Here is a 24831-nt window from a genome sequence, read left to right on the forward strand (position 1 = left end):
TTACTGGATGATGTCCCCTTCGACGACGTACTTCGCGACGGTGACGGTGCTGATGAAGCCGACGATGGCGAGGACGAGGCTCACCGTGACGAACAGTCCACGACCGGTCAGCAACGCGAACAGCGCGGCGATGGCTACGACGTTCGTCCCGATGGTGTCGAGTGCGACGACGCGGTCCGGAACCGTCGGTCCCTGCACGACGCGGTAGCCACACAGGAGAGTGAGCGCGCTGGCGAGGACGAGTCCGCCCGTGAGGACGAGGTCGAGGAACGCCGGGGTCTCACTCGCCATCGGACTCACCTCCGGTCTCCGCTTCGTCCTCGCTCGGCGGTTCGAGCGTCGGGATGGGGTCACCCGGCTTCTTCTCCTCGCCGAAGATGACGAGGGCGTAGTCCTCCCAGCGACGGATGGGCGCGACGACGGCGTCGCGGTCGCGCCCGTCGATTGCGTGAACGTAGAGCACGTTTCTCTCGGGGTCGTGGTCCATGGTCAGGGTGCCCGGCGTGAGCGTGATGCTGTTCGCGATGGTCGTGATGGCCGACGACTTCTCCACGCGGAGGGGCACCTCGAACACCTGCGGGTAGATGGGTTTGCTCGGCGCGAGCGTCCGGTAGGCGACGTCGACGTTCGCGGTCAGCAGGTCGTAGAGGAACGTCGCGAGGTAGAGTGTCGCGTACGGCGTCGCCTCGACGGCGAACCCGGGCGCGACCCGGCCGGCGAACAACCGGCGGAACAGGTAGGCGACCGGCAGGCCGAGCGCGAGTCCGATGACGAGTTCCTGGCCGAGGTTCCGCAGCGACGGCTGGACGCCGCGGACGAACAACCAGAGGACGGCCAGCGTAACACCGAGTGCGACCCACCGCGGAATCGTCCGACGGTCGCTCACGTCGTCTCACCTCCGAGGACCGCGTCGACGTACTGGCCACGGTCGAGGGCCGTGGCGGCGGCGTGTTCGGCGAAGCGGTACACCGGGTCAAATCCGACGCCCACGAGAACGACGACGAGTGCGAGGACGGCCACGGTGGCCACCTGCACGCTGTCGGTCCGGAGTGCGTCGACGGCGGGCGTCTCCGCCCCCCAGAAGGCCCGGTTCCACGCCCGCGAGACGTACGCGATGGTGAGCAGTGCCCCACCGAGCGCGACCGCGAGTGCGGGAACCGCACCCGCCGTGGCCGCCGCGTTGAAGACGAGGAACTTCGCGAAGAAGCCCGTGAGGGGCGGAATACCGACGAGCGAGAGACCGCCGACGAAGAACGCCGCGGAGACGACCGGCGCCTCGCCGGTGAGTCCGCCGAGGTCCGCGAACCGCGTCGTCCCCGTCCCATCGCGGACCACGCCGGTGACCAAGAAGAGCAGCGACTTCGCGAGCGCGTGGTTGAGCGCGTAGACGAGCGTGGCGGCGATAGCCAGCGGGCGGACGGACGGGACGGCCGCACCGACCGCCAGCGGGAGGACGATGAAGCCGACCTGTCCCACGCTGGAGTAGGCGAGGAGTTCTTCGAGGGAGTCGCTGTCGACCGCCGCGAGTCCCCCGAAGACGACGCTCGACGCCGCGAGGAGCAAGAACACCGGGCCGAAGAAGTCGAGCGGCGAGGACCCGGAGACGAGCGGGAGCGACAGGTCGAGCGAGGCGGCCGCGAACACGGTGAAGTAGAGGCGGACGAACGCGTAGACGCCCACCTTCTTCACGACGCCCGCGAGCATCGCGGCGACGGGGTTCGGCGCGGCCTGGTAGGCACTCGGCACCCAGAAGTGGAACGGGACGAGTCCCGCCTTCAGCGCGAAGACGACGAACAGCAGGGCCGAGAGGCCGAGTACGGGCGCGGGGTCGAAACTGTACGCCGACGGATCGGCGAGTCGGCGAGCGAGGTCCGCCATGTTGAGCGTGCCGGTGACGGCGTAGATGCCGCCGATGGCGAACAGCATGACCGCGCTGCCGACGAGGTTGAGCGCGACGTACTTCATGGTCGCGAGCGTCTGGTCGGGACCGCTGAAGAAGACGACCAGGACGTAACTCGACATGAGCATCACCTCGAACCAGACGAAGAGGTTGAAGATGTCGCCGGTCAGGAACGACCCGGTCACGCCGACGAGCATGAGGTGGAACAGCGTGTGGTAGGAGAGTTGCTGGCCGAACTCGTCGAGGTAGCGGATCGAGGCGACGAGCGACGGGACGGCCACGACGGCCGCCATCGAGAGCATGAACGCCGAGAGCGGGTCGGCGACCAGCGTGATACCGAACGGCGCGGGCCAATCACCCAACTGGTAGGTGACGGTTCGGTCCGGGAGGACGAGCGAGACCTGCGCGGCGACGGCGACGGCGTACGCGAGGACGCCGAGAAGGCTGACCGCCTGCTGGGCGCGCGTCCACCGGCGCAACGGGAGCGTACAGACCGCCGTCACCAGCGCGACGAGCAGCGGTGCGATGACGAGTTGTGTAGTCACGAGTGGTCACCCAGTTCGTCGAGGTCGATGGAGCCGTGTTCCTCGTAGACGCGATACGTGAGGACGAGCGCGAACGCGGTCGTCCCGAAACCGATGACGATGGCCGTCAGGACGAGTGCCTGCACGAGCGGGTCGGTGACGTGGCCGGCGCCCCCGCCGTGTCCGCCGTGGGCGAGGACGGGGACCGTCCCGCCGATGTCGCCCATCGTGATGAGGTAGGCGTTGGCCGACTGGCTCAACAGCGTGATTCCCCAGACGACGCGGACGAGGTCGCGGCGGAGGACGAGGAACGTTCCGAACGCGCAGACCGTCCCGAGTGCGAGTGCGAGTATCACTTCGGTCATTCTTCACCCACCACCGAGAGAATCGTGAGGAGAGAGCCCACGACGACGGCGTAGACGCCGAGGTCGAAGACCACCGCGTTCGCCCAGTGGAGTTTCCCGTACAGCGGGAGGACCGGCGTGTAGCCGTCCGTGAACGAGAGGAACTGGTAGCCCATCGCGACGGCGGCGAGACCGGAGACGACCGCCGTCGCGAGGCCGACGGCGAACAGCGTCCGGTAGTCGGCGACGACGCCGTGTCGGATGTGGTCGACCGGTTCGGTGACGTTCCGGCCGAGCACCTCCTCTTCGAGGAAGTCGAGTCCGAAGGCGACGTAGACGAGCGCGAACGCCGTCGCCGTGAGGACGCCCGCGATGAAGCCACCGCCGGGGAGGTTGTGTCCCTGCAAGAACAGGGCGAAGGAGGTGACGAGGATGATGGGGACAACCGCGCGGGTCGCCGTCCGGAGGATGACCGTCGTCACTGCGTCTCACCCCGTTCGCGCATGGCGACGAGTGTCAACACCGAGATGGCGGCGAGCGCCACGACGGCGATCTCCCCCAGCGTGTCGAACGCCCGGAAGTCGACGAGGATGACGTTGACGATGTTCCCGCCGCCGCCCTTCGGGACCGCGTTCTCGACGAAGTAGTCGGCGATGACCTGGTCCGCCTCGCCGGCCGTCGACAGGAGGACGCTCGCGGCGACGGCGACCCCGACGAACACCGAGAGGGCGGCGTCGCGGGCGACGCGGTGGCCCTTCCAGTCGCCGTAGAACGCCGGGAGGCGGTCGAGGACGAGCAGGAAGATGACGAGGACGAGCGTCTCGACGACGAGTTGCGTGAGCGCGAGGTCGGGCGCGCTCGCGAGGATGTAGAAGATGGCGACCATGAATCCGAGGATGGAGAGCGTCAACACGCCCGCGACGTGCGAGGGCGAGAACGTCACCGCGGCGGCGGCCCCGACGGCGGTCACGAGGACGATTATCAGCGAGAGCGGGAGCGTCACCGCGATGCCCGAGAGTTCGACGCTCGCCGCGAGGTAGCCGCCGAGCGAGAGGGCGGCCATCCCGGCGAACGTCCACCACGCGTACGTGCGGAGGAGACCGGTCTGGACGGCGTCCTCGACGGCCACGCTCAGGCGGTTGAGTCCGAAGACGGCCGAGTCGTACCACCAGTCCGCCCGGAGTGGCGGCGCGGCCGCGAGACCCGCCCGGAGGCCGCGGTGGAGGCGGCCGTACTGCGGGTAGACGGCGGCACCGAGACCGATCGTCACGAGGCTCATGGTCAGCGCGGGCGTGAGGTGCGTCGGAACGTAGTAAGAGAAGCCGCCGTGGCCGCCCCCGCCGTGCCCGCCGGCGGCCGTGGCGTCGACGACGGTCCCGACGAACGACTCGACTGGTGTGAGGTGGACGCCGAACGAGGCGGCCACCCCGCCGAGACCGACCGTGAGCGCGAACGCGGCGAGGAGCACCGGCGGGACGCGCATCGCCACGGGCGGAGCGTGGACGTGGTCAAGTCCCTCGGGTTTCTCACCGAAGAACAGCATCAGGAAGCGCACGGAGTAGAGGAACGTGAAGACGCTGCCGAACACCGCGACGACGGGCGCGAGCCACGCGAGACCGCCCGCGTGCGCGCCGAACTCCCAGGCCGCTTCGAAGAGGAGTTCCTTCGAGTAGAAGCCGTTGAACGGCGGGAGTCCGGCCATCCCGAGCGCGGCGACGACCGTGACCGCCGCCGTGACCGGGAGGTCGCGCCAGAGACCGCCGAGTTCGCGGATGTCGCGGGTCCCCGCCTCGTGGGCGACGATACCGGCGACGAGGAACAGCGGCGCCTTGAACGTCGCGTGGTTCAGGATGTGGAAGGAGCCGGTCTCCGCGCCGTAGACGGTCGCGAAGCCGAAGCCGGCGACGATGAGGCCGAGGTGGGAGGCCGTCGAGTAGGCGAGCAACTGTTTGATGTCCGTCGCGGTCACCGCGAGGATGGCCGCGACGGTCATCGTCAACAGGCCCATCACCGCGAAGAGGAGCGTCCACTCCTCGGTCAGCAGGAGGGGACGGAAGCGACCGACGAGGTAGACGCCGGCCTTCACCATCGTCGCGGAGTGGAGGAACGCCGAGACGGGTGTCGGCGCCTCCATCGCGTCCGGGAGCCAGACGTGGAGCGGGACCTGTGCGGACTTCGCCGCCGCGCCGATACCCAGTAGACCGACGACGGGGACGAGCAGGCCGGCCTCGCGGAGGGCGTGGCGGACCGACTCGGAGTGGTGGAGCATCTCGGCGATGCTGTAGGTCCCGGCGACGTTCGCGAGGAGGACGAAGCCGACGAGCATGAACAGCCCACCGCCCACGGTGATGATCATGGACTTGCGGGCCGCGTATCGCGCCGAGCGTTCCCCCCGGTAGTGGCCGATGAGGAGGAACGAGGCGACGCTCGTCAGTTCCCAGAAGACGAAGAGGGCGACGAGGTCGCCCGCGAGCGCGACGCCCAGCATCGACCCCATGAACGCGAGGAGCGTCGCGTAGTACTTCATCTGGCCCGGTTCGCCGTGCATGTAGCCCCGTGAGTACGTGAAGATGAGGACGCCCACGCCGCTCGCGAGGAACGAGATGAGCAGCGCGAGTCCGTCCACGTAGAACCGGAGCGACACGGCGGGCTCTATCGAACTGACCCACCCGATGGCGACGGCGCCTTTCGTCCCGTACTGGGACGCGGCGAGGCCGAAACACACGAACGCGATGGCGGCCGCGAAGTAGGCCGTGCGTTCGCCCGCCACCCGGTAGACCAGCGGCGTCGCGGCCGCCCCCGCGAAGGGGAGGCCCACGAGCGCAAGCACCGCTAGGAGGTCCGGTGTCGGTTGCACGTTCGAATCCACCGGGACGTGAGACTTAATGCTTCGCAAAGATTGGCGGCGAGCGACGCCGATACCGCGAGCGTGCGATTCACGAACACGAGGCTCGCGCATCCGTCAGACTTTACTCTTGGGTCCCGTATCACCGACATGGATAGGCTGAAGCAGTCCCTGCTCGACGCCCCCATCATCGAGAAAGAGGGCTACCACTACTTCGTCCACCCCATCAGCGACGGGGTCCCCGTACTCCAACCGCAGCTCCTCCGGGAGATCGTCATCAAGATCATCCGGAAGGCGGAGTTGGAGAACGTCGACAAGATCGTCACGCCCGCCGCGATGGGCATCCACATCTCGACGGCCGTCTCGCTGATGACCGACATTCCGCTGGTCGTCATCCGCAAGCGCCAGTACGGTCTGGAGGGCGAGGTGTCTCTCACCCAGCAGACGGGCTACTCCGAGAGCGAGATGTACATCAACGACGTCGACGAGGGCGACCGCGTGCTCGTCCTCGACGACGTGCTCTCGACGGGCGGGACGCTCCGGGCCATCACCGAGGCGCTCGACCACATCGGCGCGGACGTCGTCGACGTCGTCGCGGTCATCAAGAAGGCCGGCCCGAACGAACTCGACGACTCGCCCTACGACGTGAAGACGCTCATCAACGTCGACGTCGTCGACGGCGAAGTCGTCATCACGGACGAACACGGAGACGGCTGACGCGACGTCTCCGGCAGCGCACGGCGACGGCTGACGCGGCGTCTCCCGCGGCCCCATCGAGGGGAGGGGTCGACCGACCACTCGGACCCGGCAGTCGCTTCTCCGGGCATCGTCTTTTTCACGCGGACGCGTGTAGCGCCGACCGTCATGACTTCTGTACTGTTCGTCGTCAGCGAGGAAGGTTACTGGGCAGAGGAGTGTGCCGAACCGCTCGTCACTCTCCAGGAGGAGGGCGCCGACGTGACCGTCGCGACGCCGAGTGGGTCGAAACCGGTCGTCGACGAGCGCTCGACGAACCCCGACAACGTCGGTGCGGACACGGCGCAGTTCGTCGTCGACGTCCACGAGAACAACGAGGCGCTGAACGACCCCGAACCCCTCGCTACCGTCGACGCGCACGACTACGACGCCGTCGTGTTCCCCGGTGGCCACGGCACGCTGTGGGACGTCAACCAGGACACCCACGCGCGGACGCTCCTCTACGAGGCCGTCGCCGGCGACGAGGGGAAGGCGCTGGTCGTCTGCCACGCCGTCGGCATCCTGGCGTTCACTCGCGAGGGCGACAGCTACCTCGTCGAGGGCCGCGACGTCACCGGCTTCCCCAACGAGTGGGAGGAGGACATCGTCGACGAGAACGACTGTCTCGAAGGCCGCAAGCTCCCCTACTGGGTCGAGGACGAGGTGAAGGCCGCCGGCGGGAACTGGGACGCCGAACTCGACGCCGACACCAGCGTCACCGTCGACGGCGACCTACTCACCGCCCGCGGTCCCGGCTCCTCGGCCGCCGCCGCCGAGACCCTCGTCGACGAACTCGACCTGTAAAAAGGGCCGAGGGGGTAACTGCCACACGGCGTCGCAATCACAATCCTTTAATGGATGACCGCGTTACGAGATAGTAGCGGGATGGGATAGCCAGGAGATTCCGCCGGGCTCATAACCCGGAGATCGGTGGTTCAAATCCACTTCCCGCTACTTCCTTTCGAACTCGACTTTCGAACGGGTCCGTACGACGGGCAACTACTCGTTTATATACCCGACGGGAGTACATAAGTGACCCCGCGCCGACCACCCCCGTACGAGCACCGACTGGCCACACGACGTCGGCGGCCACCGCGTCACAGCGGAGTGGACCTGCGAAGTGTGTGGGGTCTCCTTCGGCTGTCTCTCACAGTTCCGACAGACGGCGCGTGAAGACGGGGCGTCGTCCTGAGCGTCGCCGTGGCTACTTCGTCAGGAGAGTACCGTCTGCAAAAGGCCTAAGAGCGCAACAGGCGTCTAGTTATACAATAATGATTACGCGAAACGGAGACACGCCCCCCACGGAGGTGGCGCCATGGGCGTCGAGATAAAGGAGACGAGCGTCTCGGACACCGAGTTCGAGTCGATGAAGGAGTTCGTCTACGACTACCTCGACGCCAGCGTCGAGAACGAGGACGCCGGGGGTCGGATGCGCTGGTACCCCTGGCACTCCGCGGAGTACCGGTACAACCACATCCTCAACGTGATCGACCTCGCGACCGAGATCGCCCGCAAGGAGGGGGCGGACACGGACGTCGTGAAGGTCGCGGCGCTGTTCCACGACATCGCCAAACTCGACGCCGACCAGGAGGTCCACGCCGAGGAGGGCGCGCGCATCGCCCGGAAGTACCTCGAGACGCACGGCGACTACCCGTCGTCGTTCGTCGACCGCGTGTGTCGCGCCGTCGCTAACCACTCCCACCAGGGGGACCTCTCGGACCTCACACTCGAAGCGCGCTGTCTCGTCGAGGGCGACCTGCTCGACAAGGTCGGTGCGAACGGCGCGGCGCTGATGCTCCTGCGGATGGGCTACGAGGCGCGCACGCACATGGACGCCGCCGAGATGGTCGAACGCGTCCTCGAACGGGGCCGAGACGCCACCGACCGGATCGAGACCGACGCCGGCGAGAGCATCGCCCACCGACGGCTGAAGCGCGTCCGCTGGTTTCGCGAGTGGCTCGAGTCCGAGGTCCCCGGCATGGACGCCGAGGACCCCGAGTACCACCCGTAGCGCTCAGAGCAGGAGCGAGCGCGCGGCGTCGTAACAGAAGAAGACGCCGAAGCCCGCGAGGAGCAACGCGCTCCCGTAGGCGACGGCCGGACCGATCGCGGAGACCCGATTTCTCGCGACGCGTAGTCCGACCGGGAACGCCGTCACCCACAGGAGGACGCCGGCGAAGAAGCCGACGACCGTGAGCACGCCGCTCGCGACGGTCACGCTGTAGCCGAGGACGGAGACGGTCCCCGGTTCGAGGAGGAAGACGCCGACGGTCAGCCACCACACGACCTGGAAGGGGTTGGTCAGCGCGAGGACGAACGCCTTGCGGAAGCCCGCGACCGGGTCGGCCGCGCGGGCCGCCACGTCGTCGGCGACGAACTCCGCGGTGGCGCTCCGGGCCGCACCGTAGGCGAAGTAACACATGAGGAGTCCGCCCGCGCCAACCATGACCGCGCGGAGCGTCGGGACCTCCTGGACGACGGTCGTGACGCCGGCGAGCGCGAGGACGAAGAAGCAGACGTCGGCGAACATCGCGCCGAGACCCGCGGCCAGACCCGCGCGGACGCCGCTGTTGACACTCTCTTCTGCGATGACGGCGTTCATCGGTCCGGGCGGCGCGGCGAGCGACAGCCCGAGGAGTCCACCCGCGAGGAGCGAGACGGCGGCTGCGAACATCTACCCGTAAATCGGGGCGAATCCGTGAAAAACGTCGCGTTCTCTCACGCCACGTAGCGGTGCGTGGCCGCGCCGATACAGAAGAACACCGCTGCGACGATGGTCACGACGAGCCCGAGACTGCCGACGACGCCGAAGACGAAGAGTCCGAAGGCGACGAAGACGACGGCCGACGCCGCCTCGATGAACAGCGTCGGGAGGACGCGCTCGGCCTGTTCGCCGATGAAGGCGTCGACGCCCGTCCGCAACGTGAGCGCACCGACGACGCCGACGAACACCGCGACGGGTGACGACGGGAACGTGGCGGCGAGGTTGATGGTCAACAGTTGGGTCTTGTCTCCGAACTCCGCGAAGGTGATGAAGACGAAACTCGTCGCGACCGCCCCGTGGCCGTGCGTGAAGCGGGCGATTCGGTCAGGGAGCGCCCGCCCGCTCGCGGCCTCTAGCCCACCGTCGGTCGTGAAGAGCCGCTGTGCACGGGCCTTCCGGACGACCTGGTAGGCGGTCCAGACCCCGAAGACGAGGAAGAGCGTCCCGGTGACGCCCGCCATCACGTCCGCCGGGAGGACCGCGGTGATGTACTGCCCGAAGGCGACTTCGAGCGCGCTCCACCCGACGAACGCGGCCATCGAGCCGAGGAACACCTTCTTCGCGTCGTACTTGGTCGCGAGCGTGATGACGACGAGTTGGCCCTTGTCGCCGAACGTCGCCAAGAGGTTGGCGAGGAACGCCGCGAGGAGCGGTCCGAAGTGGGCGTACCGTTCGACGATGGCGTCGAGGCCGGTCGCGAGCGGGAGCAGCGTACTCCCCACGTCACGACACCTCCGCGTTCGCTTCGACGTCCGCCGGCCGGGCGCGGATGGCTGCGGCGACGTTCTCGGGGAGGTTGACCTCCTCGTCCGCTGCGACCCCGCGGAGCGTCACCATCCCGATGGGGGCGACCTCGACCACGTCGAAGGTGCGGCCGGGTTCGACGCCGGCGTCGGCGAGGTAGCGCAGTTCTTCCTCGTCACGGTCGCGGACGCGGGCGACGACGACGCGCTCACCCTCCTCGAACGCGGTGAGGGGGGCGGTGTCGTCCTCCGCGAGTTCGAGGTCCTCGGTCGGGATGGGGTCGCCGTGGGGGTCGACCGAGGGGTCGCCGAGCGCCTCGGCGACGCGTCGCTCGAACTCCTCGGAGATGTGGTGTTCGAGTGCGTCGGCCTCGTCGTGGACCTCGCTCCACTCGTAGTCGAGGTGCTCGGCGAGGTACGCCTCCAGCAACCGGTGGTGGCGCAGCACTTCGAGAGCGACCGTCTCGCCCTCGTCTGTGAGCATCGCCCCCTTGTACTTCTCGCGGTCGACCAACCCCCGCTCTTCGAGGTTCTCGAGCATGCTGGTGACCGTCGGCGGGGTCACGTCGAGGTAGTCGGCGAGCGCCGACGTCCCGACGCGGCCGTCTTCCTCGCGCTGGAGGGCGTAGAGTGCCTTCAGGTAGTCCTCCATGACGTCACTGAGCATCAGTTACATCGAAATTAGATCCGTCTAAACTAATAGTTTGGCACTACGACGAGTTCGCTCCCCCTCAGATGCCCTTGCTCATAAGGTGCGAGCGGAGGACGTCATCCTCCTTGCTCCCGGCCGAGGTGTTGGCGAGGACGACGGTGTCCTCGGCGTCGAGTTCGTCGCGCTCGGCGAGTTCCCACGCGCCGGCGGCGGCCGCGGCGGCCGACGGACTCAGCTCCAGACCCTCGTGTTGTGCGGCGGTGACCGCGGCGTCGAGGATGTCCTGGTCGCTCGTCGCGACCGCCCCACCGTCCGACTCGCGGAGGGCGTCGAGGACGAGTGCGCCACCCGCCGGGTCGGGAATCTCGATGGTCCCACAGATGGTGTCCGGTTGTTGCCACGGCTCCGGGACGTCGCGGTCCTCCTCGAAGGCCCGGACGACCGGGGCACACCCCTCGGCCTGTGCGGCGTACATCGCCGGCGTGTCGTCGGTGAGACCGAGGTCCACCAACTCGCCCGCGGCCTTGTGCATCCCGACGAGACCCGTACCCGACCCGGTCGGGTAGACGACGGCGTCCGGGACCGCCCAGTCGAGTTGCTCGACCGTCTCGTACAGCGCGGTCTTCTGTCCCTCGTGACGGTAGGGCGTGTGGAACGCCCCGAGCGAGTGCCAGTCGGGTTCGTCGGCGAGCGCGTCGTCGAAGGCGGCCTCCGCGTCACCGATGCGTCCCTCGACGACGGTCATGTCGCCGCCGTGGACGTTCACCATCGCCTTGTTCGTGAACCCCGAGCGCGTCGGGACGAAGACGTGGGAGTCGACGCCCGCGCGGGCGGCGTACGCGCTGGCGGACTGGCCGCTCTCGCCCGTCGACGCGAGTGCCACGTCGCTGGCGTCGTGTGCGGCGGCCGCGGTGACGGCGAGACTCTGTCCGCGGTCGGCGACCGTCCCCGTCGGGTTCCGCCCCTCGTCCTTGACGAGGACGCGGCCGACGCCGAGTTCGTCGGCGAGCGCCGGGCAGTCGACGAGCGCCGTCGCGCCTTCGTCCATCGTGACGGCGCTCTCGCGGGCGAACGGCAGGAGTTCCGCGTAGCGCCACATCGTGTCGAAGCGCCGCGACTCGAACGTCTTACGGGAGACGTCGACGGCGTCGTAGTCGTACGTCGGGTCGAGGATCCCCCCGCAGTCGGGGCAGCGGCCGGTCGTCTCGTCCGGGTCGTGGACCGCGTCGCAGTCCACACACGCCAGACCGACGAACGTCTCGGTCGTGTCCATGTGCCGTCCTTCGTTGGCGAGGGGCTAACGCTTACGGAACGTCCCCCGCCGCCCGTAGCGTTTTCAGCCACCCGCGTAAACCTCGACCCATGGAGCCGATTCACTTCGAGGAGGCCGACTCCGACGACCGGACGCACATCGGCGAAGGGATGACGAAGTTCGCCCGCAAGCGGGGACACCTGGAGACCGGCGACGAGGAGAACCGTCACTACCTGGTCCACGAGGACGGCTGTGAGTCGTGCGGCGCGGCCATCGAGGCCGGCGATAGCTTCTACCTCGACCCCGAGACCGGCGAAGTGCTCTGTGAGGAGTGTGGCGACGAGCGGATGCCCGAGTGATGGTCTCGGACACCCCCGGCATCCACCACGTCACCGGTGTCGCCGGCGACGCCCAGCGCAACCTCGACTTCTACGCGGGGGTCCTCGGACTCCGACTCGTCAAGCGGACGGTCAACTTCGAGGACATGCTCCAGTACCACCTCTACTACGGCAACCGCACCGGCGAGGTGGGGACCGTCCTGACGACGTTCCCCTCCCCCGAGGCCGACCCCGGTCGAGTGGGCGCGCCCCAGCCACGCGACGTCGCGTTCGTCGTCCCGCCCGACAGCCTCGACCACTGGCACGACCACCTCGCCGAGCACGACACGGGAGTCGAGCGGGCCGACCGGTTCGACGAGCGTGTCCTCCGATTCGAGGACCCGGACGGGGCGCGCCTCGAACTCGTCGGCGGCGACCAACCAGTCGAACCCTGGACCGGCGGCCCGGTCGACGCCGACCACGCCATCCGCGGTATCCACGGCGTCACGCTCTGTCCCGTGAACCCCTACGCGACTGCGGGGACGCTCGAAACGCTCGGGTTCGACCTCGTCGCCGAGACCGAGGACCGCGTGCGCTACCGGGCACACGGCGACCGCGCGAACACGGTCGACGTTCTCACGGAGTCTGCGGAGTACGGCCGCGAGGGGACGGGAACCCACCACCACGTCGCCGTGCGCGTCCCCGACGAGGAAGAACTGTACGAGTGGCACGACTTCTTCCGCGAGCGCGACTACCACGTCTCGCGGGTGAAAGACCGCCACTTCTTCCACTCGCTGTACGTCCGCGGCCCGGGCGGCGTCCTCTTCGAACTCGCCACCGAACCGGCGTCGGGGCGCGGCCTCGCCGGCGCCGAGGACGTCGAGGAACTGGGCGAGTCGCTCTACCTCCCGCCGCGGTTCGAGGAGGACCGCGACCTCGTCGAGAGTCAACTCCCCGACCTCGACCTCCCGTACTGATGAGCGAACGGTTCGTCGCGAGCGACCCCGAGGACCCCCACGCCGACCAGCCAATCGTCACGGGCGGGGCGCCCGCGATGGCCGCCGACGTCGCCGTCGTCCTCCTCCACGGCCGTGGCGCGACGGCGAAGGGCATGGTCGCCTCGGCCGACGACTTCTATCGCCACGGCGTCACCTTCCTCGCGCCACAGGCCGCCCACCAGAACTGGTACCCGGCGTCGTTCGACGCGCCGCGCGAGGCGAACGAACCCGCGCTCACCTCCGCCGTCGACCGCGTCGGCGCGGCGCTCGACCGGGCCGCCGACGTCGGAATCCCGCCGGCGCGGACCGTGATCCTCGGCTTCTCGCAGGGCGCGTGCGTCGCCGCCGAGTTCGTCCGCCGTCACCCACGGCGCTACGGCGGCGTCGTGGTCCTCGCGGGGGCGCTCCCCGGCGAGGAGACGCCCGACCCGGGCGAGCAGTCACTCGACGGGACGCCCGTGTTCCTCGGGTGCGCGGACGACGACCCGCACGTCCCCGTCGAACGAGTCCACGAGTCGGCCCGCGTCCTCGAGGCGATGGACGGCGACGTCACCGAAGAAATCTACGCGGACGCGGGCCACTCCATCACCGGCGGGGAAGTCGAGGCGGTGCAGTCGCTCCTGGCGGACCTGCTCGACGGCGAGAACGAGTGACGGACGGCGAACCGGGCCGCGAGCGCGATTGCGACCGCGACTAGCCGATGTAGCGCAGGTCTTCCTCGCCCGGTGCGGGTCCCTGCTCCATCTCCTGCATCTGTTCGACGACTTCCTCCATCTCCTCGGCGCGTTCGTCGAGCGCCTCGAAGTCGACGTCGAGGTCGAGGAGGTCCTCCAGGATTTCGAGGACGGCCTTCGAACTCTTCGGGTCGACGAGGTAGCCGCTCGTCTCGCCCATCAAGCAGGTGGCCTCGAAGCCGCGACGACCGCCGAGTCCGAGGAGGAGTCCCGAAGTGCCGACGATGCCGCCGGCGGGTTCCTCGGCGCGGAATTCGACGCCCGCGTCTTCGAGGTCCTCTTTGAGGTCCGCGTCGCTGACGGCCCCGACGACGGCGTACTCCTCGATGAGTTCGCCCGTGGGGACGCCGCCCAGCGCGATGAGTTCGCTCGCGTCGAACTCCTCGGCGACGTCGAGGAAGGTGTTCGTGACGCGGTAGTGGCCCTGGTTGTCGTTGGCCTGGTGGTCGCCCGTGAGGACCAGGAGGTCGCGACCCTCGGTCTCGACGGCGTGAATCTCGGCGTCGGCGAGTTCCGCGACGCCGTCCTCGTCGACGGTGACCTGCGGCGGGAAGTGCTCGGTGCAGATTCGCCGCACGAGTGTCGATTCGCGTTCCTCGACGAGGTGTTCGGCGACGAGTTTGCCGACGTGTCCCACGCCCGGGAGCCCCTCGACGAAGACGGGGTCGTCGAGGTCGACCTCTTCGACCCGCTCGATGTCGATCTCTTCCATGTGCGTTAGTCGCGAACGCGGCGCTTAAGTTTGCGTCGGTACTCGCCGTACTGGTCTTCGGGGCTGAAGGGTGCGGGCGCGCTGTTCTCGGTGTCGCGGCCGCACTCCGGACAGGTCTCAGAAAGGGTGTACACCGGGCGGTCGTGCTCGTCCGCGCGACAGACCCGGATGTCCGACTTCATCTACTGCTCTTCTTCGAGTTGCCGCTCGCGGTGGTACTCGCCCTCGCCACCGACGGACTCGATGGCCTCGACGGCGCGCTCGGCGCTGGCCTCGAGTTCGTCCTCGGCGGTCTTGTAGTTCGGCGCCTGCACCCGGATGCGGTACTCGGGCGCGCCGACGTACGTGACCTCGAGGTCGGCTTCGTCGGGCACTTCGCCGTTCCCCTCGGCGGCCTTGAGCGCCTCCTGCACGTCGTCGACGCCGTCGGCGTTCGGCGACGTGAGGTGGACGTAGCCCGTGACCGTCACGTAGGGGACGGAGACGTTCTCGCGGGCGGTCTCGACGATGGCGTCGATCTCCTCTTCGTCGAGGTCGACGCTCTCGAGCGCCTCGGTGCCGTGGATAGCGGCCTGCTCGAAACCGTCGTAGAGCGACCCGAACTCGTGGATGAGTTCGGAGGCGATGGCGCGGAACTGCTCGTCGGAGAGTTCCTCGCCGAAGGCGATCGAGAGCCACTTGTCGGCCTTCTGCTCGTTCTTCCACTCCTGGATCTTGTCCGAGCGCTGGTGGTCGTTGACGTCCTTGATCGAGAGGTCGATCTGCTGGGAGGACTCGTCGACGTCCAGTACCTTGGCGACGACGGTCTGCCCCTCGCGGACGTGGTCGCGCACGTTCTTGATCCACCCGGAGGCGACCTCGCTGATGTGGACGAGTCCGCGCTTGTCTTGGTACTCCTCGAGGTCGACGAAGACCCCGAAGTCCTCGATCTCGTCGACCTTGCCGACGACGAGTTCACCGGGCTCGGGCCACCCTTCGTACTTCATACGTTACTGGATCTCGGCCGCCTCGGGCCGAGATTCGACGACTTCGAGGACCTCTCCCTCGAAGTCGGCCTCGCCGCCGGTCGGACGCGCGAGCGTCGTCCCGCAGACGGCACAGGCGACTTCGGAAGAGGCCTTCCCGAAGACGATCTGTTCGTTCTCACAATCCGGACACTCGACGCGGTAGAAGCTTCCTGCCATTGTCTTACTCCTGGAACTCGACTTTGCCGGCGCGCCATCCCTCGCGGAGGTGGGCCTTGCCGCAGTCGCTGCAGCGGTACTTGAAGTTCGTCTTCTTGGTCGGCTTGTCGCCACCGGGCACCTTCGAGAACTTCCCGGAGTTACCGATGGTGCTGGTCTTGCGCTCACGCTGGCGGTCGATCCACTTCATGCCGGTCTCGCGACCGCGGCGGACCTTCTCGACCTCGTGTTCGTGGTGAGCGTTACAGTGCGGGCAGTACGTGTTGAAGCGACGTGGCATCTCCATAGCGAATCAGCTCTGTTGTGTGCAGGTTCGACTCGGTCCCTTAAAATGGGCACGGTTCGGCTTCGTCACGACATCGACTCGCGTGCCCCCACTCAGTCCTGCGAGGCCGCCGCCGCGTCGGGCGACGCTTCGACGGACTCGCCCGTGCCGAGTGCGGCCGCGACCGACGGCGTGAGCCGGTTGACGACGGCCTGTCCGTCGCGTTCGCGCTCGACAAGCCCCTCCTCTTCGAGACGCTGGAGGTGGTGGCTGACCGTGCTCGGGTCCCGGTCGAGTGCCGACGCGAGCCCGCTGACCGAGTCGGGACCGTGGTCGGCGAGCGCGTGGAGGACGGCCGCGGGCGCCTCGTCCGCGAGCGCGGCGTCGAGCGCCGACGCCTCCTCACCGGCCGGGACGTACCGCCGCCGCCCGCGGACCTTCGTCCGTTCGACCAACCCCTCGCGGTGGAGCACCTTGAGGTGGTAGCGGACCGTCGGGAGCGGGACGTCGGTCTCCTCGCTGATCTCGGAGAGGTACGTACCCGGCGACGACGCGACGTGTTCGTACACCGCCGCGCGGGTGTCGTGTGCCAGCGGGTCCTCGTCGTGCTGGTGGACTCCGAAGAGTCCGAGGAGCCGTCGGCCCCACTCAGAGAGACCCGCGTGGCGGAGCGACACGACACCGGTGCGGACGGCCTGAGCGGTCGGGCACCACGACCGCGTCGCGGAGGCACCGACGGCCGAGACCGCCCCGACGAAGACGACGCCGCTCGCCGGGAGCGCGGGCGCGGACGAGTCTGACGGACGTGGCTCCCGGCCGAAGTCGGTGGCGTTCGCGTTCGCACTCGCATTCGTCCCCGCGCTCGCGTCATCTCCTCCGGCGCGTGCCCGTGCGTCCGTCGACGTCTGTTCGTCGGTTCGTGCCGACGGAGTCGCCGTCTCGTCGTCGACGACTCGCTGGTAGCTCTCGACGCTCGTCTCGACTGTGCCCTCGACTCGGGCCGTCTCGTCGACGGTATCGGTCACCGTCTCGGTCGCTTCGAGGTCGGGCGACTCGACGGTCGACGCCGTCGACGTGACCGTGGTGTCGGTTGGTTCGTCCGTCGACGCGTTCGTGACCGTCGTCTCGGTCTCGACGGTCGTGTCGGTGTCGAGCGTCGTCGAGTCGTTCGTCGTCGACGTGTTCACGCCGTCGAGGGTCCCGGTCGGGCTGGCGGCGACGGCGAGCGGTGCGTGCCCGACGAGGAGGACGGCACCGACGACGGCGAGGAGGGCGGTCGTCGTTCGGTTCACGTGTGGGAACCTCCTGTCGACGACACTGTTCTGTCTCCGACGGGGTACTTCTTTCGGCTGTCTCGCTGGAGTCGCTACCCACCGATACCGACCCTTTGGACGGTTTTGCCAGAATCGACTTTTCCGTCTGCGAGTACAGTACCAGACGCGATGTTCGGAGAGAAACTCACACCCGCCCTGATGGTATCGCTCCTCGTGCTGGTCAGCGCCGCTCCCGCGAGCGCCGCCGCGGGGACCGGTGGTGCCGGCGCGAGCGCCTCCGAGTCGGTCTCGGTGACCGTCGAGGTCACGGAGAACGCGACCGTCCTCACCGTCCACGAGGACGGCCACGCGGCCGCGAACGCCGACGTGACCGTCGAGGCCGTCGGTAGCGCCTCCTTCGCCGGGAGTGGCGAGTACCAGGCCGACGCCGACGGCACGGTCCGCCTCCCCGCTCCCGACGAGCGCGAGACCGTGCGTCTCGTCGTCGAAACCGACGACACCCGCGCGGCCGGTACGGTGACGCTCGAAGTCCCGGCCGACGGCGAGTGGCAGGAGACGATTTCGCTCGACGCGAACGCGTCGGGCGCCGGCCACATCGCCGCTGACGCCAGCGCCGACTCGGGCGTCTCCGTGACGGGCCACATCGCCGCCCTGGTCCCCGGTGACTTCTTCGAGACCTTCGTCGGCACCTCCGCCAGCGCGAACGCGAACGGCCAGTCCAGCGCCCAGGCCAGCGCCGGCGACCGGCAGGCCTCGGGGTCGGCTGACGCCGACGCGAACAGCACTACCGACGGTGACGCCGAGACCGGCGCCAGCGCCGAATCGGACTCCTCGGCCACCGACGAGAGCGAGACGGCCGTCTCCACCGACGCCGACGCCACCGAGGACGGCACGTCCGTCTCGGGCACGGCCGACGCCGACGGTGACGGTCAGTCCGACGTCGACGTCGACGCGGACGCCGACGCTGACGCAGACGTCGACGCCGAGACGAACACGTCCACCGAGACCACGACCGACGCCGGTTCCGACGGCAACGTGACCGTCTCCGGCGACAGCGACGCCGACGCGACGGTCGACGCCGACGCGGAGACCGACACGTCGGTCACCGTCGAGACGTCCCTCTGAGGCGACGGATAGCGGTCGGTCGACTCCACTCCCCTTTTTCGCCGGCGGTCGCACCACTGTCAGCCGCAGATACCTCCGGAAGCAGACACTCACTCCGGTCCCGCACAGGTCCGTCCACGCCCACTAGACACGACGCCCTCGTCCCATCTCCGTCGCGGACTCCCGCGGCCGCTGGCCCGAGCGAGACTGTCCCACCAGAAGAGTCCACCAGCCAGAAATCACTTGGGACCGTCCCACACACATTCTTCCGTGGTTCGTCGAGTTCTCCTCGTGACACTTCTGTCACTCGCCCTCCTCGCGCCCGTCCAGTCCGCCGTCGCCTCGCCACAGCCGACCCCCGCCTGCCACGTCTGCGGGACGGCCTTCGAGGAGCGGGCGGGACAGTACGACGAAGACAGCGCCGGACCCGACGACGCTGTGAACGTCACCCGCTCGACGGTCGACGTCCACCTCGCGGCGAACGGGTCGGCACGCTGGACCGCCCGGACGGTGCTGACGAACGCGAGCGCCGACCGTCTCCGCGGGTGGAGCAGACTCGACACTTTCCTCCGTGAGACTCTCCGTAGCCACTGGTTCGGTGACCCGCGAGACCTCTCCGTCCACTTCGAGGGCGATACACTCGTCGTCACGTTCCGTGTAGCCGACCCTGCGAGTCGAGCCTTCGGCGTCCTGCTCGTCGACGAACTCTACTACGCGCCCGGGCTGACGTACGTCAACGCCGAGTCGCTGCGCCTCCACCCGCCGGACGGCTACGTTCCGACCCGTGTCCCCACGGGCGCCTCGCGGACCGGAAACGGCTCGCTGGTGTGGCACGGGTCGTCCGCCGGAAACCCCTTCGAGACGACCGAAACCGGCGGCGAGTTCGCCGCCTTCGCGCCCGAGACGACGAGCCGTTCCGTCGTCAGGACGGACCTCGCCGTCGCCGCCGCGCTCGCACCGCTCGTCCTCTCCCAGCTAGAGGGAGTCTACCCGCCGTCACTCCTCGTGACCGTCGTCGCGCTCGGCGCGTACGCGTTCCTCGGGAAGCGACTGGCCGGCGCGCGGGACCCACGCCAGGTCGGCGACGCCGTCGCGGGCGGCGCGGGACTCGTCGCGGTCGCCGGCAGCCTCGCACTCGTCGCCGGCGTCGAATCGGCTCTCGCCGCGGTCGTCGTCCTCACGAGCGTCGCAGTCGCGGTGTCGTGCGTCCTGGGCGGTCGCGGCGTCTCGACGCCGACGCGGGCGGTCGGCGCGACGGTCTCGCTCGTCTTCGCGGTCGCCGTCGCGGCTACGCTCGTCGGTCCGGTCGCCGGCCCGTTCGGCTTCCTGACGCTGACTACCCTGGCCGCCCAACCGCCGGTCGTCTACCTCCTCGGTCACGCGACGGCCCGCGACTCGCGTGCCCGCTGGGGGTATCGGGTGGCTCCCGCCTTCCTCCCGGCCGTCGCCGCAGTCCCGCTGTTGCCCGTCGGCGGACTCGGGCCGTTCTTCCTCGCCCTCGTCCTCGCCCTCTGGACGGCCGTCGTGTACGTGTGTAGCACCCCGGTCTACTACGCTGGCTACGTCCTCGGCACTCAGTCGACACTCTCGAAGTCGGGTGTAGAGTGAGCGCTCGGCGTCGTCATCGGGAGGCCACAGCAAACCTAAACGTTTACTCCCCTCGCGGAGAACGAGCGACCATGAAGCGGCTCATCATCCACGGGGACCCCGGCGTACGCAAGGACGCCGTGATAGAGTACGAGGGCGGTGAAGGGACGCTCTTCCAGGTGACGCGCAACGGGGACTGGCACGGGCCGGACCGCGTCCAGCTCTGGTGTATCTTCGGCGACGAGAGCGAGCGCGAGGACTTCGAGAAACGCAACTACGTCCCGCACTTCCTCGACGTCGAGACCGTCGACGAGGAGGACGTCACGGTCGTGAAGAAGGGCAGCGAACTCTCGGTCTAGTCCCCCGAGGCGTTCCACACCGACTCGTTCACGGCGTAGACGGTCACCTTCTCGTTCTCGAAGGCCACCGAGAGACCCGGTTCCGACGCGAACGTGACGTTCCCGTACTTCGCACGCTCGCGCGGGCCGTAGTAGATGTACTGGACGTCGTACTTGTCGAGGAGCGTCGCCCGCGAGTCGGTGTCGTTCGTCGTGTAGAGGACCGCGACCTCGGTGGCGCGCGCCTCGAACGGCGCGGTCCCGCGGTAGCCGGTCTCGTGGGCCCACCCCACGACGGTCGGGATGCCGGTCAGACTCGACACCGGGTTGCCCCAGGTGTACACCGCGTAGGTGGGCCGCGAGACGATGTGCGGGCGCTCGCCGTCGGTCGTGTCGACGAACCACTCGATGGCCTCGGCCTCGTAGGGGTGGGAGTCGTGGGCGAACTGGATGGCGTCGAGCGTCGGGTCGTCCGCGCCGGCGAAGTGCTTCGAGAGCGCCATCGTCGGGTAGGGGACGAGCACCGCACTCAACACGAGGAAGACGAAGACGAGTCCGACGACCTGTCGGCGGTCGGGGGAGGTGTTCGGGAGCCACGTTCGACACTTCACGCAGAGCGCGGCGACCGCGACGCCGGCGACGACCGCCCACATCGTCCACACCTGGAAGTAGACCTTGAACACGGTGTTGAACCGGCCGGGGGCGGCGAGGTCGGCGAGGTAGACGAACTCGACGAGGACGACGAGTCCGCCGGCCGCGACGAGCAAGAGCGTCTCGAAGCCCGTCCGGTCGGTCCGTCGGAGGAGCACCCACCCGCCGACGACGAGGGGACCGACGAGTGCGAGACCGACGAGCGTCCAGACCTTCGAGACGACGAGCAACCCGGCGAAGGCCGTGAGCAGGCCGGCCGCCCGACGCGGCGTCAGGTCGAGTTTGCCCGCGAGGTAGGTCCAGAAGACGGCGAGGAACGCGCCGTGGACGAGGAGGAACCGGCCGAGTCCGCTCCGGTCGGGCCAGAACACGGGGTGGCGGCCGCCGACGCCGCCGAGGAGGACGCCCGTGACGAACGGGGCGACCCAGGCGAGCGCGAGACCGGCGACGACGACGGTGGGCAAGAGCGCGAGGACGATGCGCTGGCCCTCCGCACGGAGCGGGTCGCGTGTGTCGAGACGGGTCGCGACCGCGTCGGGGAGGAGCGTCCGGGGTCGGGCGGGCGCGCCGGCGAGTGTGAGCGTCGCCAACCCGAGCGCCGTCGGGAGACTCCACGTGTTCGTCATCGTCAGGACGCCGACGAGCGGCGGGAGGACGCCGAGCACGAGGAGGCGACGGCGTCGCAGGTCACGTCCGGGCGTGCGCCAGTAGGCGTAGAGCGTCGCGAGGACGAGGAAGAGGACGGTCGCGCTCATCATGTGCGCGTGGAGGTCGCCGTTGAGGTAGGAGAACAGCGGGAACTCGTTGATGGTGCCCTCGATGACGCGACTCGGCGGCCAGTAGGAGAACTCGCGGAAGGTGACGGTCGCCTCGTCGACCGGGACGCCGAGCGCGTCGGCGAGTGCGCGGGTGAGACCGGTCGGGAGCGCGCCCGCGAGGAGGCGAGCGCTCGTGTAGAGGTTGCTCGCGAGGCCGAAGAAGAGCGCGGCGACGACGCCGGCGAGGAACCGGGGGTAGCCACGTTCGCGCGCGACGGCGGCGGCGAGACCGAACGCCGCGGTCACCTCCATCGCGTAGAAGCCGGCGAGCGCGAGGTTGTAGGCGTAGCGGCCCGCCGTCCCGGTGAGCGTCGCGAGGTTCGCCGAGAGGAGGTGGCCGCCGTAGTAGTAGACCACGGGTTCGCCGGCGAACCACATGTCCTCCGGCGGGAGGGCGTCCGCGCGGAGGAGCGACTGGAGGAGTCCCATGTCGAGGAACTTCTCGCCGCCACCCGGAATCGCGCCGGCGTCGACCGACCGGACGGCGATCAAGAAGAGGTACGCCAGCGTGAAGACGACGAGCACCTCGGCGTAGCGACGGCGGTCGGCACCGAGGTCCGCGCCGCTCTCGTTCCCACTCCTGGTCCCGCGCCAGCCCCGGTAGGCCACCGCCGAGAGGGCGAGGAGGACGAGGGCGCCCACGAGCACCGTCAGCGGACCGTAGAAGACGTGCCCGAGCCAGAACACCGGGAGCGAGAGCGTCACCAGCGCGAGGGGGATGGCGACGAACGCGCCTCGGTCGGGTGCGCGCGGGAGGAGGCGCGCCGCGAGCGGGAGCCCGACGGCACCGAGGGCGACGAACGCGAGCCACCAGACGAGGACCAACCCGTACTGCATCTGGTCGTACTCGGACCCCGACCGGTGTAAACGTCTTCGGCTTCACCCGCGCGACGACAGCGCCACACCTACGGTCTCGGCCGTCCCACACCCGAACGACGGTATGACTCGAAACGTCGTCTTCCGCGAGGACGTCCGCGCCGGCGCGGTCGACTGCCCGCTCTGTGGCCGCCAAATCGCGTTCCCGGACGAGCACCTCGTCGCCTTCGGCGCGACCGCCGAACTCACCGCCGAGACCGCCGACGCCGTCGAGTGTCCGGCCTGCTCGGGCGTGACCTTCTTCGACTCGGACGCGAGCACGGACCCGGACGAGTGACCCATTTCTCAGATATACGTCCCACATCTGAGAAACGGCCCGAATATCGTGGAAATCCGGCCCATATCTCGACAACGTCGCCCGTATCTCAGTTGTCGCGCCTATATCTGCGAAACGTTCCGTCGCGTCGACCGTCCCACGACGCCTAAGTGGGCGAGCGACGACCCACCGAACGATGACCGACACGACGCAACTCTACCTGGAGGACTCCGAACTGCGGTCGTTCGAGGCGACCGTCGAGGCCGTCTCGGGCGACCGGGTCGTCCTCGACCGGACGGCGTTCTACCCCGAGGGTGGCGGCCAACCCGCCGACCACGGCTGGCTCTACGGACCCGAGGGTCGTGACTGGCGCGTCACGGACGTCCAGAAGGGCGCCGAGATTTTCCACCACGTCGAGGGCGAACCGCCCGAGGCGGGCACCACACTGACCGCGGAACTCGACTGGGACCGACGCCACGCGCACATGCGCTACCACACGGCCCAGCACCTCCTCTCGGCCGTCCTGCTCGAGGAGTTCGACGCCGAGACGACCGGCAACCAACTGTACGAGGACCGCGCGCGTCTCGACTGCGCCTACCCGCGCTTCGAGGACGACGACCTCGACCGAATCGAGGAACGGGTGAACGAGTACGTCGAGCGGTCGATTCCGGTCGACTGGTACACGCTCGACCGCGAGGAGGCGGAAGAGCAACTCGACCCCGAGCGGACGCGTCTCGAACTCCTGCCCGACAGCATCACCGAGGTTCGCCTCGTCGAGATCACGGGCGTCGACCGTACGGCGTGTGCGGGGACGCACGTCTCGAACACCGAGGAAGTGGGCGAGTTCGTCGTCACCGGGCGAGAGACGCGTGGCAGCGAGGAAGAGCGCGTTCGGTTCGAACTTCGGTAGTCAGTCGTCCCGGTCGTCGGCGTCGACGTCGGTCGCGGACGCCTTCACACCGGGGGCGAGGGCGTCTTCGACGGCGGCCTCGACGGCGACGAGTTCGTCGGTGCGGTCGTCGCCCTCGACGGTTTCGGAGGCGACGACGGTCCACCCGGTCTCGTCGTCGTAGGCGATGCCTTTCACCCAGGTCTCGGTGGCGAGGATGACGCCCTCCGAGATCTCGACGTCCTCCATCTTCTCGGGGTCGACGGCCTCCTCGGTCTCGACGGGGACGACGAGGTCGAAGGCGTCGGCGTGGTTGAGTGCGGTGAGTTGTTTCGTCGTCAACGGGCGGTCCGGCAGCGATTCGAGGACGCTCGACATACCGAAGAAGAGGGCGTCACGGGCTAAAGGTTCCTCGTCTCAGTTCGTCTCGGTTCAGCCGTGTACCTCGGCGTACTCCGCGTAGAGGACCTGGGCGACGAGGACGAACGGCACGATTCCGACGACCGTGAGGACGATGGCCGCGGTGATCGGTTGGAGCGTCGCCGTCTCGCGGAGGAGCCACCACGCGCTCGCCGCGCCCCCGCCGACGACGCCGAGGAGCGCGAGCGTCCCGAGCACCGCCGAGAAGCGGCGGACGGTCAGGTTCACGTCGTCGACGTGGTCGAGTCGGCGGTAGATGGCCATCATCGCGGGCGTGTTCAACACCGACGTCGCGAGGAGCGTGAGGGCGAGGCGTTCGAACATCTCAGGCGTACTCGAGTTGGTGCTCGCGGTAGAGGACGCCCATGAAGAGGGCGAACGGGACCAGTGCGGCCATGATGAGCACCATGGCGACGCGGAGCATGTGCGGGAGGTTCAGGTTGTTGAAGAAGTAGAGGAGGACCGCCGCCTCCCCACCGAGGAAGGAGAGGATGCTCCCCGCGGCGAGCAGGAAACTGAACTGGCGGGTCCGCCACTTGATGTTGTCCGACTTCCGGAGCATCTTCACCAGTACCGCGACTGGCGGGATGGCGAGCGCGATCATCTGCAAGAGTGCGAGGGCGATGTCCGTGTTCGACATTGGTCGACG

31 protein-coding genes and 1 tRNA gene are annotated in these 24831 nt (G+C 68.6%); 12 read left to right on the forward strand and 20 right to left on the reverse strand.

Going from position 1 to position 24831, the window contains the following annotated elements:
- Genes P0Y33_RS07965 through mbhE form a run of 6 tightly spaced genes read right to left on the reverse strand, consistent with a single transcriptional unit; the run spans position 1 to position 5625 of the window.
- Positions 1 to 291 carry a monovalent cation/H+ antiporter complex subunit F gene (locus P0Y33_RS07965; protein ID WP_279530009.1) on the reverse strand — a complete coding sequence of 97 codons (291 nt, stop codon included), beginning with the start codon at positions 289 to 291 and terminating at the stop codon, positions 1 to 3.
- A complete protein-coding gene (locus P0Y33_RS07970) occupies positions 281 to 886 on the reverse strand; it encodes a Na+/H+ antiporter subunit E (protein ID WP_279530010.1) in 606 nt (201 codons plus the stop codon). The genes P0Y33_RS07965 and P0Y33_RS07970 overlap by 11 nt, the downstream gene beginning before the upstream one ends.
- A complete protein-coding gene (locus P0Y33_RS07975) occupies positions 883 to 2445 on the reverse strand; it encodes a complex I subunit 5 family protein (protein ID WP_279530011.1) in 1563 nt (520 codons plus the stop codon). Before P0Y33_RS07975 ends, P0Y33_RS07970 begins: the two co-directional genes overlap by 4 nt.
- A complete protein-coding gene (locus tag P0Y33_RS07980; RefSeq protein ID WP_279530012.1) occupies positions 2442 to 2789 on the reverse strand; it encodes a sodium:proton antiporter in 348 nt (115 codons plus the stop codon). Before P0Y33_RS07980 ends, P0Y33_RS07975 begins: the two co-directional genes overlap by 4 nt.
- Entirely contained in the window at positions 2786 to 3250 is a 465-nt protein-coding gene (locus P0Y33_RS07985) for an MnhB domain-containing protein (protein ID WP_279530013.1), read from the reverse strand. Before P0Y33_RS07985 ends, P0Y33_RS07980 begins: the two co-directional genes overlap by 4 nt.
- Positions 3247 to 5625, reverse strand: a complete 2379-nt coding sequence (mbhE, locus tag P0Y33_RS07990; RefSeq protein WP_279530014.1) for a hydrogen gas-evolving membrane-bound hydrogenase subunit E — start codon at positions 5623 to 5625, stop codon at positions 3247 to 3249. Before mbhE ends, P0Y33_RS07985 begins: the two co-directional genes overlap by 4 nt.
- Positions 5626 to 5763: 138 nt before the next feature.
- Here mbhE and hpt point away from each other — a divergent pair, with 138 nt between their 5' ends.
- The 4 genes from hpt (at position 5764) to P0Y33_RS08010 (ending at position 8359) form a co-directional block, all read left to right on the forward strand.
- Positions 5764 to 6330 carry a hypoxanthine/guanine phosphoribosyltransferase gene (hpt, locus tag P0Y33_RS07995; RefSeq protein ID WP_279530015.1) on the forward strand — a complete coding sequence of 189 codons (567 nt, stop codon included), beginning with the start codon at positions 5764 to 5766 and terminating at the stop codon, positions 6328 to 6330.
- 147 nt (positions 6331 to 6477) lie between these two features.
- A complete protein-coding gene (locus P0Y33_RS08000) occupies positions 6478 to 7152 on the forward strand; it encodes a type 1 glutamine amidotransferase domain-containing protein (protein ID WP_279530016.1) in 675 nt (224 codons plus the stop codon).
- A gap of 75 nt (positions 7153 to 7227) precedes the next feature.
- Positions 7228 to 7302: transfer RNA gene (locus P0Y33_RS08005), tRNA-Met, on the forward strand.
- A gap of 361 nt (positions 7303 to 7663) precedes the next feature.
- Positions 7664 to 8359 carry an HD domain-containing protein gene (locus P0Y33_RS08010; protein ID WP_279530017.1) on the forward strand — a complete coding sequence of 232 codons (696 nt, stop codon included), beginning with the start codon at positions 7664 to 7666 and terminating at the stop codon, positions 8357 to 8359.
- Between the two features lie 3 nt (positions 8360 to 8362).
- Here P0Y33_RS08010 and P0Y33_RS08015 read toward each other — a convergent pair whose 3' ends face one another.
- From P0Y33_RS08015 to P0Y33_RS08030, 4 genes are all read right to left on the reverse strand, one after another.
- Positions 8363 to 9022, reverse strand: a complete 660-nt coding sequence (locus tag P0Y33_RS08015) for a LysE family translocator (protein ID WP_279530018.1) — start codon at positions 9020 to 9022, stop codon at positions 8363 to 8365.
- 44 nt (positions 9023 to 9066) lie between these two features.
- Positions 9067 to 9834 (reverse strand): TMEM165/GDT1 family protein, encoded by a 768-nt coding sequence (locus P0Y33_RS08020; protein ID WP_279530019.1) that lies wholly within the window; start codon positions 9832 to 9834, stop codon positions 9067 to 9069.
- Position 9835: 1 nt separating this feature from the next.
- Positions 9836 to 10522: a metal-dependent transcriptional regulator gene (locus tag P0Y33_RS08025; protein WP_279530020.1), complete on the reverse strand. Its 687-nt coding sequence runs from the start codon at positions 10520 to 10522 to the stop codon at positions 9836 to 9838.
- 64 nt (positions 10523 to 10586) lie between these two features.
- On the reverse strand, positions 10587 to 11780 hold the full coding sequence (locus P0Y33_RS08030) for a threonine synthase (RefSeq protein WP_279530021.1): 1194 nt from the start codon (positions 11778 to 11780) through the stop codon (positions 10587 to 10589).
- A gap of 89 nt (positions 11781 to 11869) precedes the next feature.
- Between P0Y33_RS08030 and P0Y33_RS08035 the strand changes: the two genes are divergently transcribed.
- Genes P0Y33_RS08035 through P0Y33_RS08045 form a run of 3 tightly spaced genes read left to right on the forward strand, consistent with a single transcriptional unit; the run spans position 11870 to position 13727 of the window.
- Complete coding sequence (locus P0Y33_RS08035) at positions 11870 to 12118, forward strand: hypothetical protein (RefSeq protein WP_279530022.1); 249 nt, start codon at positions 11870 to 11872, stop codon at positions 12116 to 12118.
- A complete protein-coding gene (locus P0Y33_RS08040) occupies positions 12118 to 13053 on the forward strand; it encodes a VOC family protein (protein ID WP_279530023.1) in 936 nt (311 codons plus the stop codon). Before P0Y33_RS08035 ends, P0Y33_RS08040 begins: the two co-directional genes overlap by 1 nt.
- On the forward strand, positions 13053 to 13727 hold the full coding sequence (locus tag P0Y33_RS08045) for an alpha/beta hydrolase (RefSeq protein WP_279530024.1): 675 nt from the start codon (positions 13053 to 13055) through the stop codon (positions 13725 to 13727). The genes P0Y33_RS08040 and P0Y33_RS08045 overlap by 1 nt, the downstream gene beginning before the upstream one ends.
- Positions 13728 to 13767: 40 nt before the next feature.
- Here P0Y33_RS08045 and P0Y33_RS08050 read toward each other — a convergent pair whose 3' ends face one another.
- From P0Y33_RS08050 to P0Y33_RS08075, 6 genes are all read right to left on the reverse strand, one after another.
- Entirely contained in the window at positions 13768 to 14520 is a 753-nt protein-coding gene (locus P0Y33_RS08050; RefSeq protein WP_279530025.1) for a proteasome assembly chaperone family protein, read from the reverse strand.
- A gap of 5 nt (positions 14521 to 14525) precedes the next feature.
- Complete coding sequence (locus P0Y33_RS08055) at positions 14526 to 14702, reverse strand: RNA-protein complex protein Nop10 (protein ID WP_279530026.1); 177 nt, start codon at positions 14700 to 14702, stop codon at positions 14526 to 14528.
- The gene (locus P0Y33_RS08060; protein ID WP_279530027.1) at positions 14703 to 15506 is read right to left on the reverse strand and encodes a translation initiation factor IF-2 subunit alpha; all 804 of its coding nucleotides are present in this window, start codon (positions 15504 to 15506) and stop codon (positions 14703 to 14705) included.
- A 3-nt stretch (positions 15507 to 15509) separates the two neighbouring features.
- Positions 15510 to 15704 (reverse strand): 30S ribosomal protein S27e, encoded by a 195-nt coding sequence (locus P0Y33_RS08065; RefSeq protein WP_279530028.1) that lies wholly within the window; start codon positions 15702 to 15704, stop codon positions 15510 to 15512.
- A 4-nt stretch (positions 15705 to 15708) separates the two neighbouring features.
- Positions 15709 to 15990 (reverse strand): 50S ribosomal protein L44e, encoded by a 282-nt coding sequence (locus P0Y33_RS08070; RefSeq protein WP_279530029.1) that lies wholly within the window; start codon positions 15988 to 15990, stop codon positions 15709 to 15711.
- Between the two features lie 92 nt (positions 15991 to 16082).
- A complete protein-coding gene (locus P0Y33_RS08075) occupies positions 16083 to 17261 on the reverse strand; it encodes a winged helix-turn-helix transcriptional regulator (protein ID WP_279530030.1) in 1179 nt (392 codons plus the stop codon).
- 180 nt (positions 17262 to 17441) lie between these two features.
- Here P0Y33_RS08075 and P0Y33_RS08080 point away from each other — a divergent pair, with 180 nt between their 5' ends.
- The 3 genes from P0Y33_RS08080 to P0Y33_RS08090 all read left to right on the forward strand — a co-directional run bounded on the left by P0Y33_RS08080 (position 17442) and on the right by P0Y33_RS08090 (position 20293).
- Complete coding sequence (locus tag P0Y33_RS08080; protein ID WP_279530031.1) at positions 17442 to 18368, forward strand: hypothetical protein; 927 nt, start codon at positions 17442 to 17444, stop codon at positions 18366 to 18368.
- Between the two features lie 270 nt (positions 18369 to 18638).
- A complete protein-coding gene (locus P0Y33_RS08085; RefSeq protein ID WP_279530032.1) occupies positions 18639 to 19955 on the forward strand; it encodes a hypothetical protein in 1317 nt (438 codons plus the stop codon).
- A 71-nt stretch (positions 19956 to 20026) separates the two neighbouring features.
- Positions 20027 to 20293, forward strand: a complete 267-nt coding sequence (locus P0Y33_RS08090; RefSeq protein WP_279530033.1) for an HAH_0734 family protein — start codon at positions 20027 to 20029, stop codon at positions 20291 to 20293.
- On the opposite strand, the gene P0Y33_RS08095 is transcribed toward P0Y33_RS08090, so the two are convergent.
- On the reverse strand, positions 20290 to 22578 hold the full coding sequence (locus P0Y33_RS08095; protein WP_279530034.1) for a DUF2298 domain-containing protein: 2289 nt from the start codon (positions 22576 to 22578) through the stop codon (positions 20290 to 20292). The two genes, P0Y33_RS08090 and P0Y33_RS08095, sit on opposite strands and share 4 nt — an antisense overlap.
- A 103-nt stretch (positions 22579 to 22681) precedes the next feature.
- On the opposite strand from P0Y33_RS08095, the gene P0Y33_RS08100 reads away from it, so the two are divergent.
- The gene (locus P0Y33_RS08100) at positions 22682 to 22894 is read left to right on the forward strand and encodes a hypothetical protein (protein WP_279530035.1); all 213 of its coding nucleotides are present in this window, start codon (positions 22682 to 22684) and stop codon (positions 22892 to 22894) included.
- 175 nt (positions 22895 to 23069) lie between these two features.
- Positions 23070 to 23783 carry an alanyl-tRNA editing protein gene (locus tag P0Y33_RS08105; RefSeq protein ID WP_279530036.1) on the forward strand — a complete coding sequence of 238 codons (714 nt, stop codon included), beginning with the start codon at positions 23070 to 23072 and terminating at the stop codon, positions 23781 to 23783.
- Here the strand turns inward: P0Y33_RS08105 and P0Y33_RS08110 are convergent, their stop codons facing one another.
- From P0Y33_RS08110 to P0Y33_RS08120, 3 genes are read right to left on the reverse strand one after another with little or no spacing between them, the layout of a single operon-like run.
- The gene (locus P0Y33_RS08110; protein WP_279530037.1) at positions 23784 to 24140 is read right to left on the reverse strand and encodes a hypothetical protein; all 357 of its coding nucleotides are present in this window, start codon (positions 24138 to 24140) and stop codon (positions 23784 to 23786) included.
- Positions 24141 to 24194: 54 nt separating this feature from the next.
- Positions 24195 to 24506 carry a hypothetical protein gene (locus tag P0Y33_RS08115; protein ID WP_279530038.1) on the reverse strand — a complete coding sequence of 104 codons (312 nt, stop codon included), beginning with the start codon at positions 24504 to 24506 and terminating at the stop codon, positions 24195 to 24197.
- 1 nt (position 24507) lies between these two features.
- Complete coding sequence (locus P0Y33_RS08120; RefSeq protein ID WP_279530039.1) at positions 24508 to 24822, reverse strand: hypothetical protein; 315 nt, start codon at positions 24820 to 24822, stop codon at positions 24508 to 24510.
- Between the last annotated feature and the right edge of the window lie 9 nt (positions 24823 to 24831).

Source organism: Halospeciosus flavus (genome assembly GCF_029814175.1).
In the GTDB taxonomy this organism is placed as follows: Archaea; Halobacteriota; Halobacteria; order Halobacteriales; family Halobacteriaceae; genus Halospeciosus; species Halospeciosus flavus.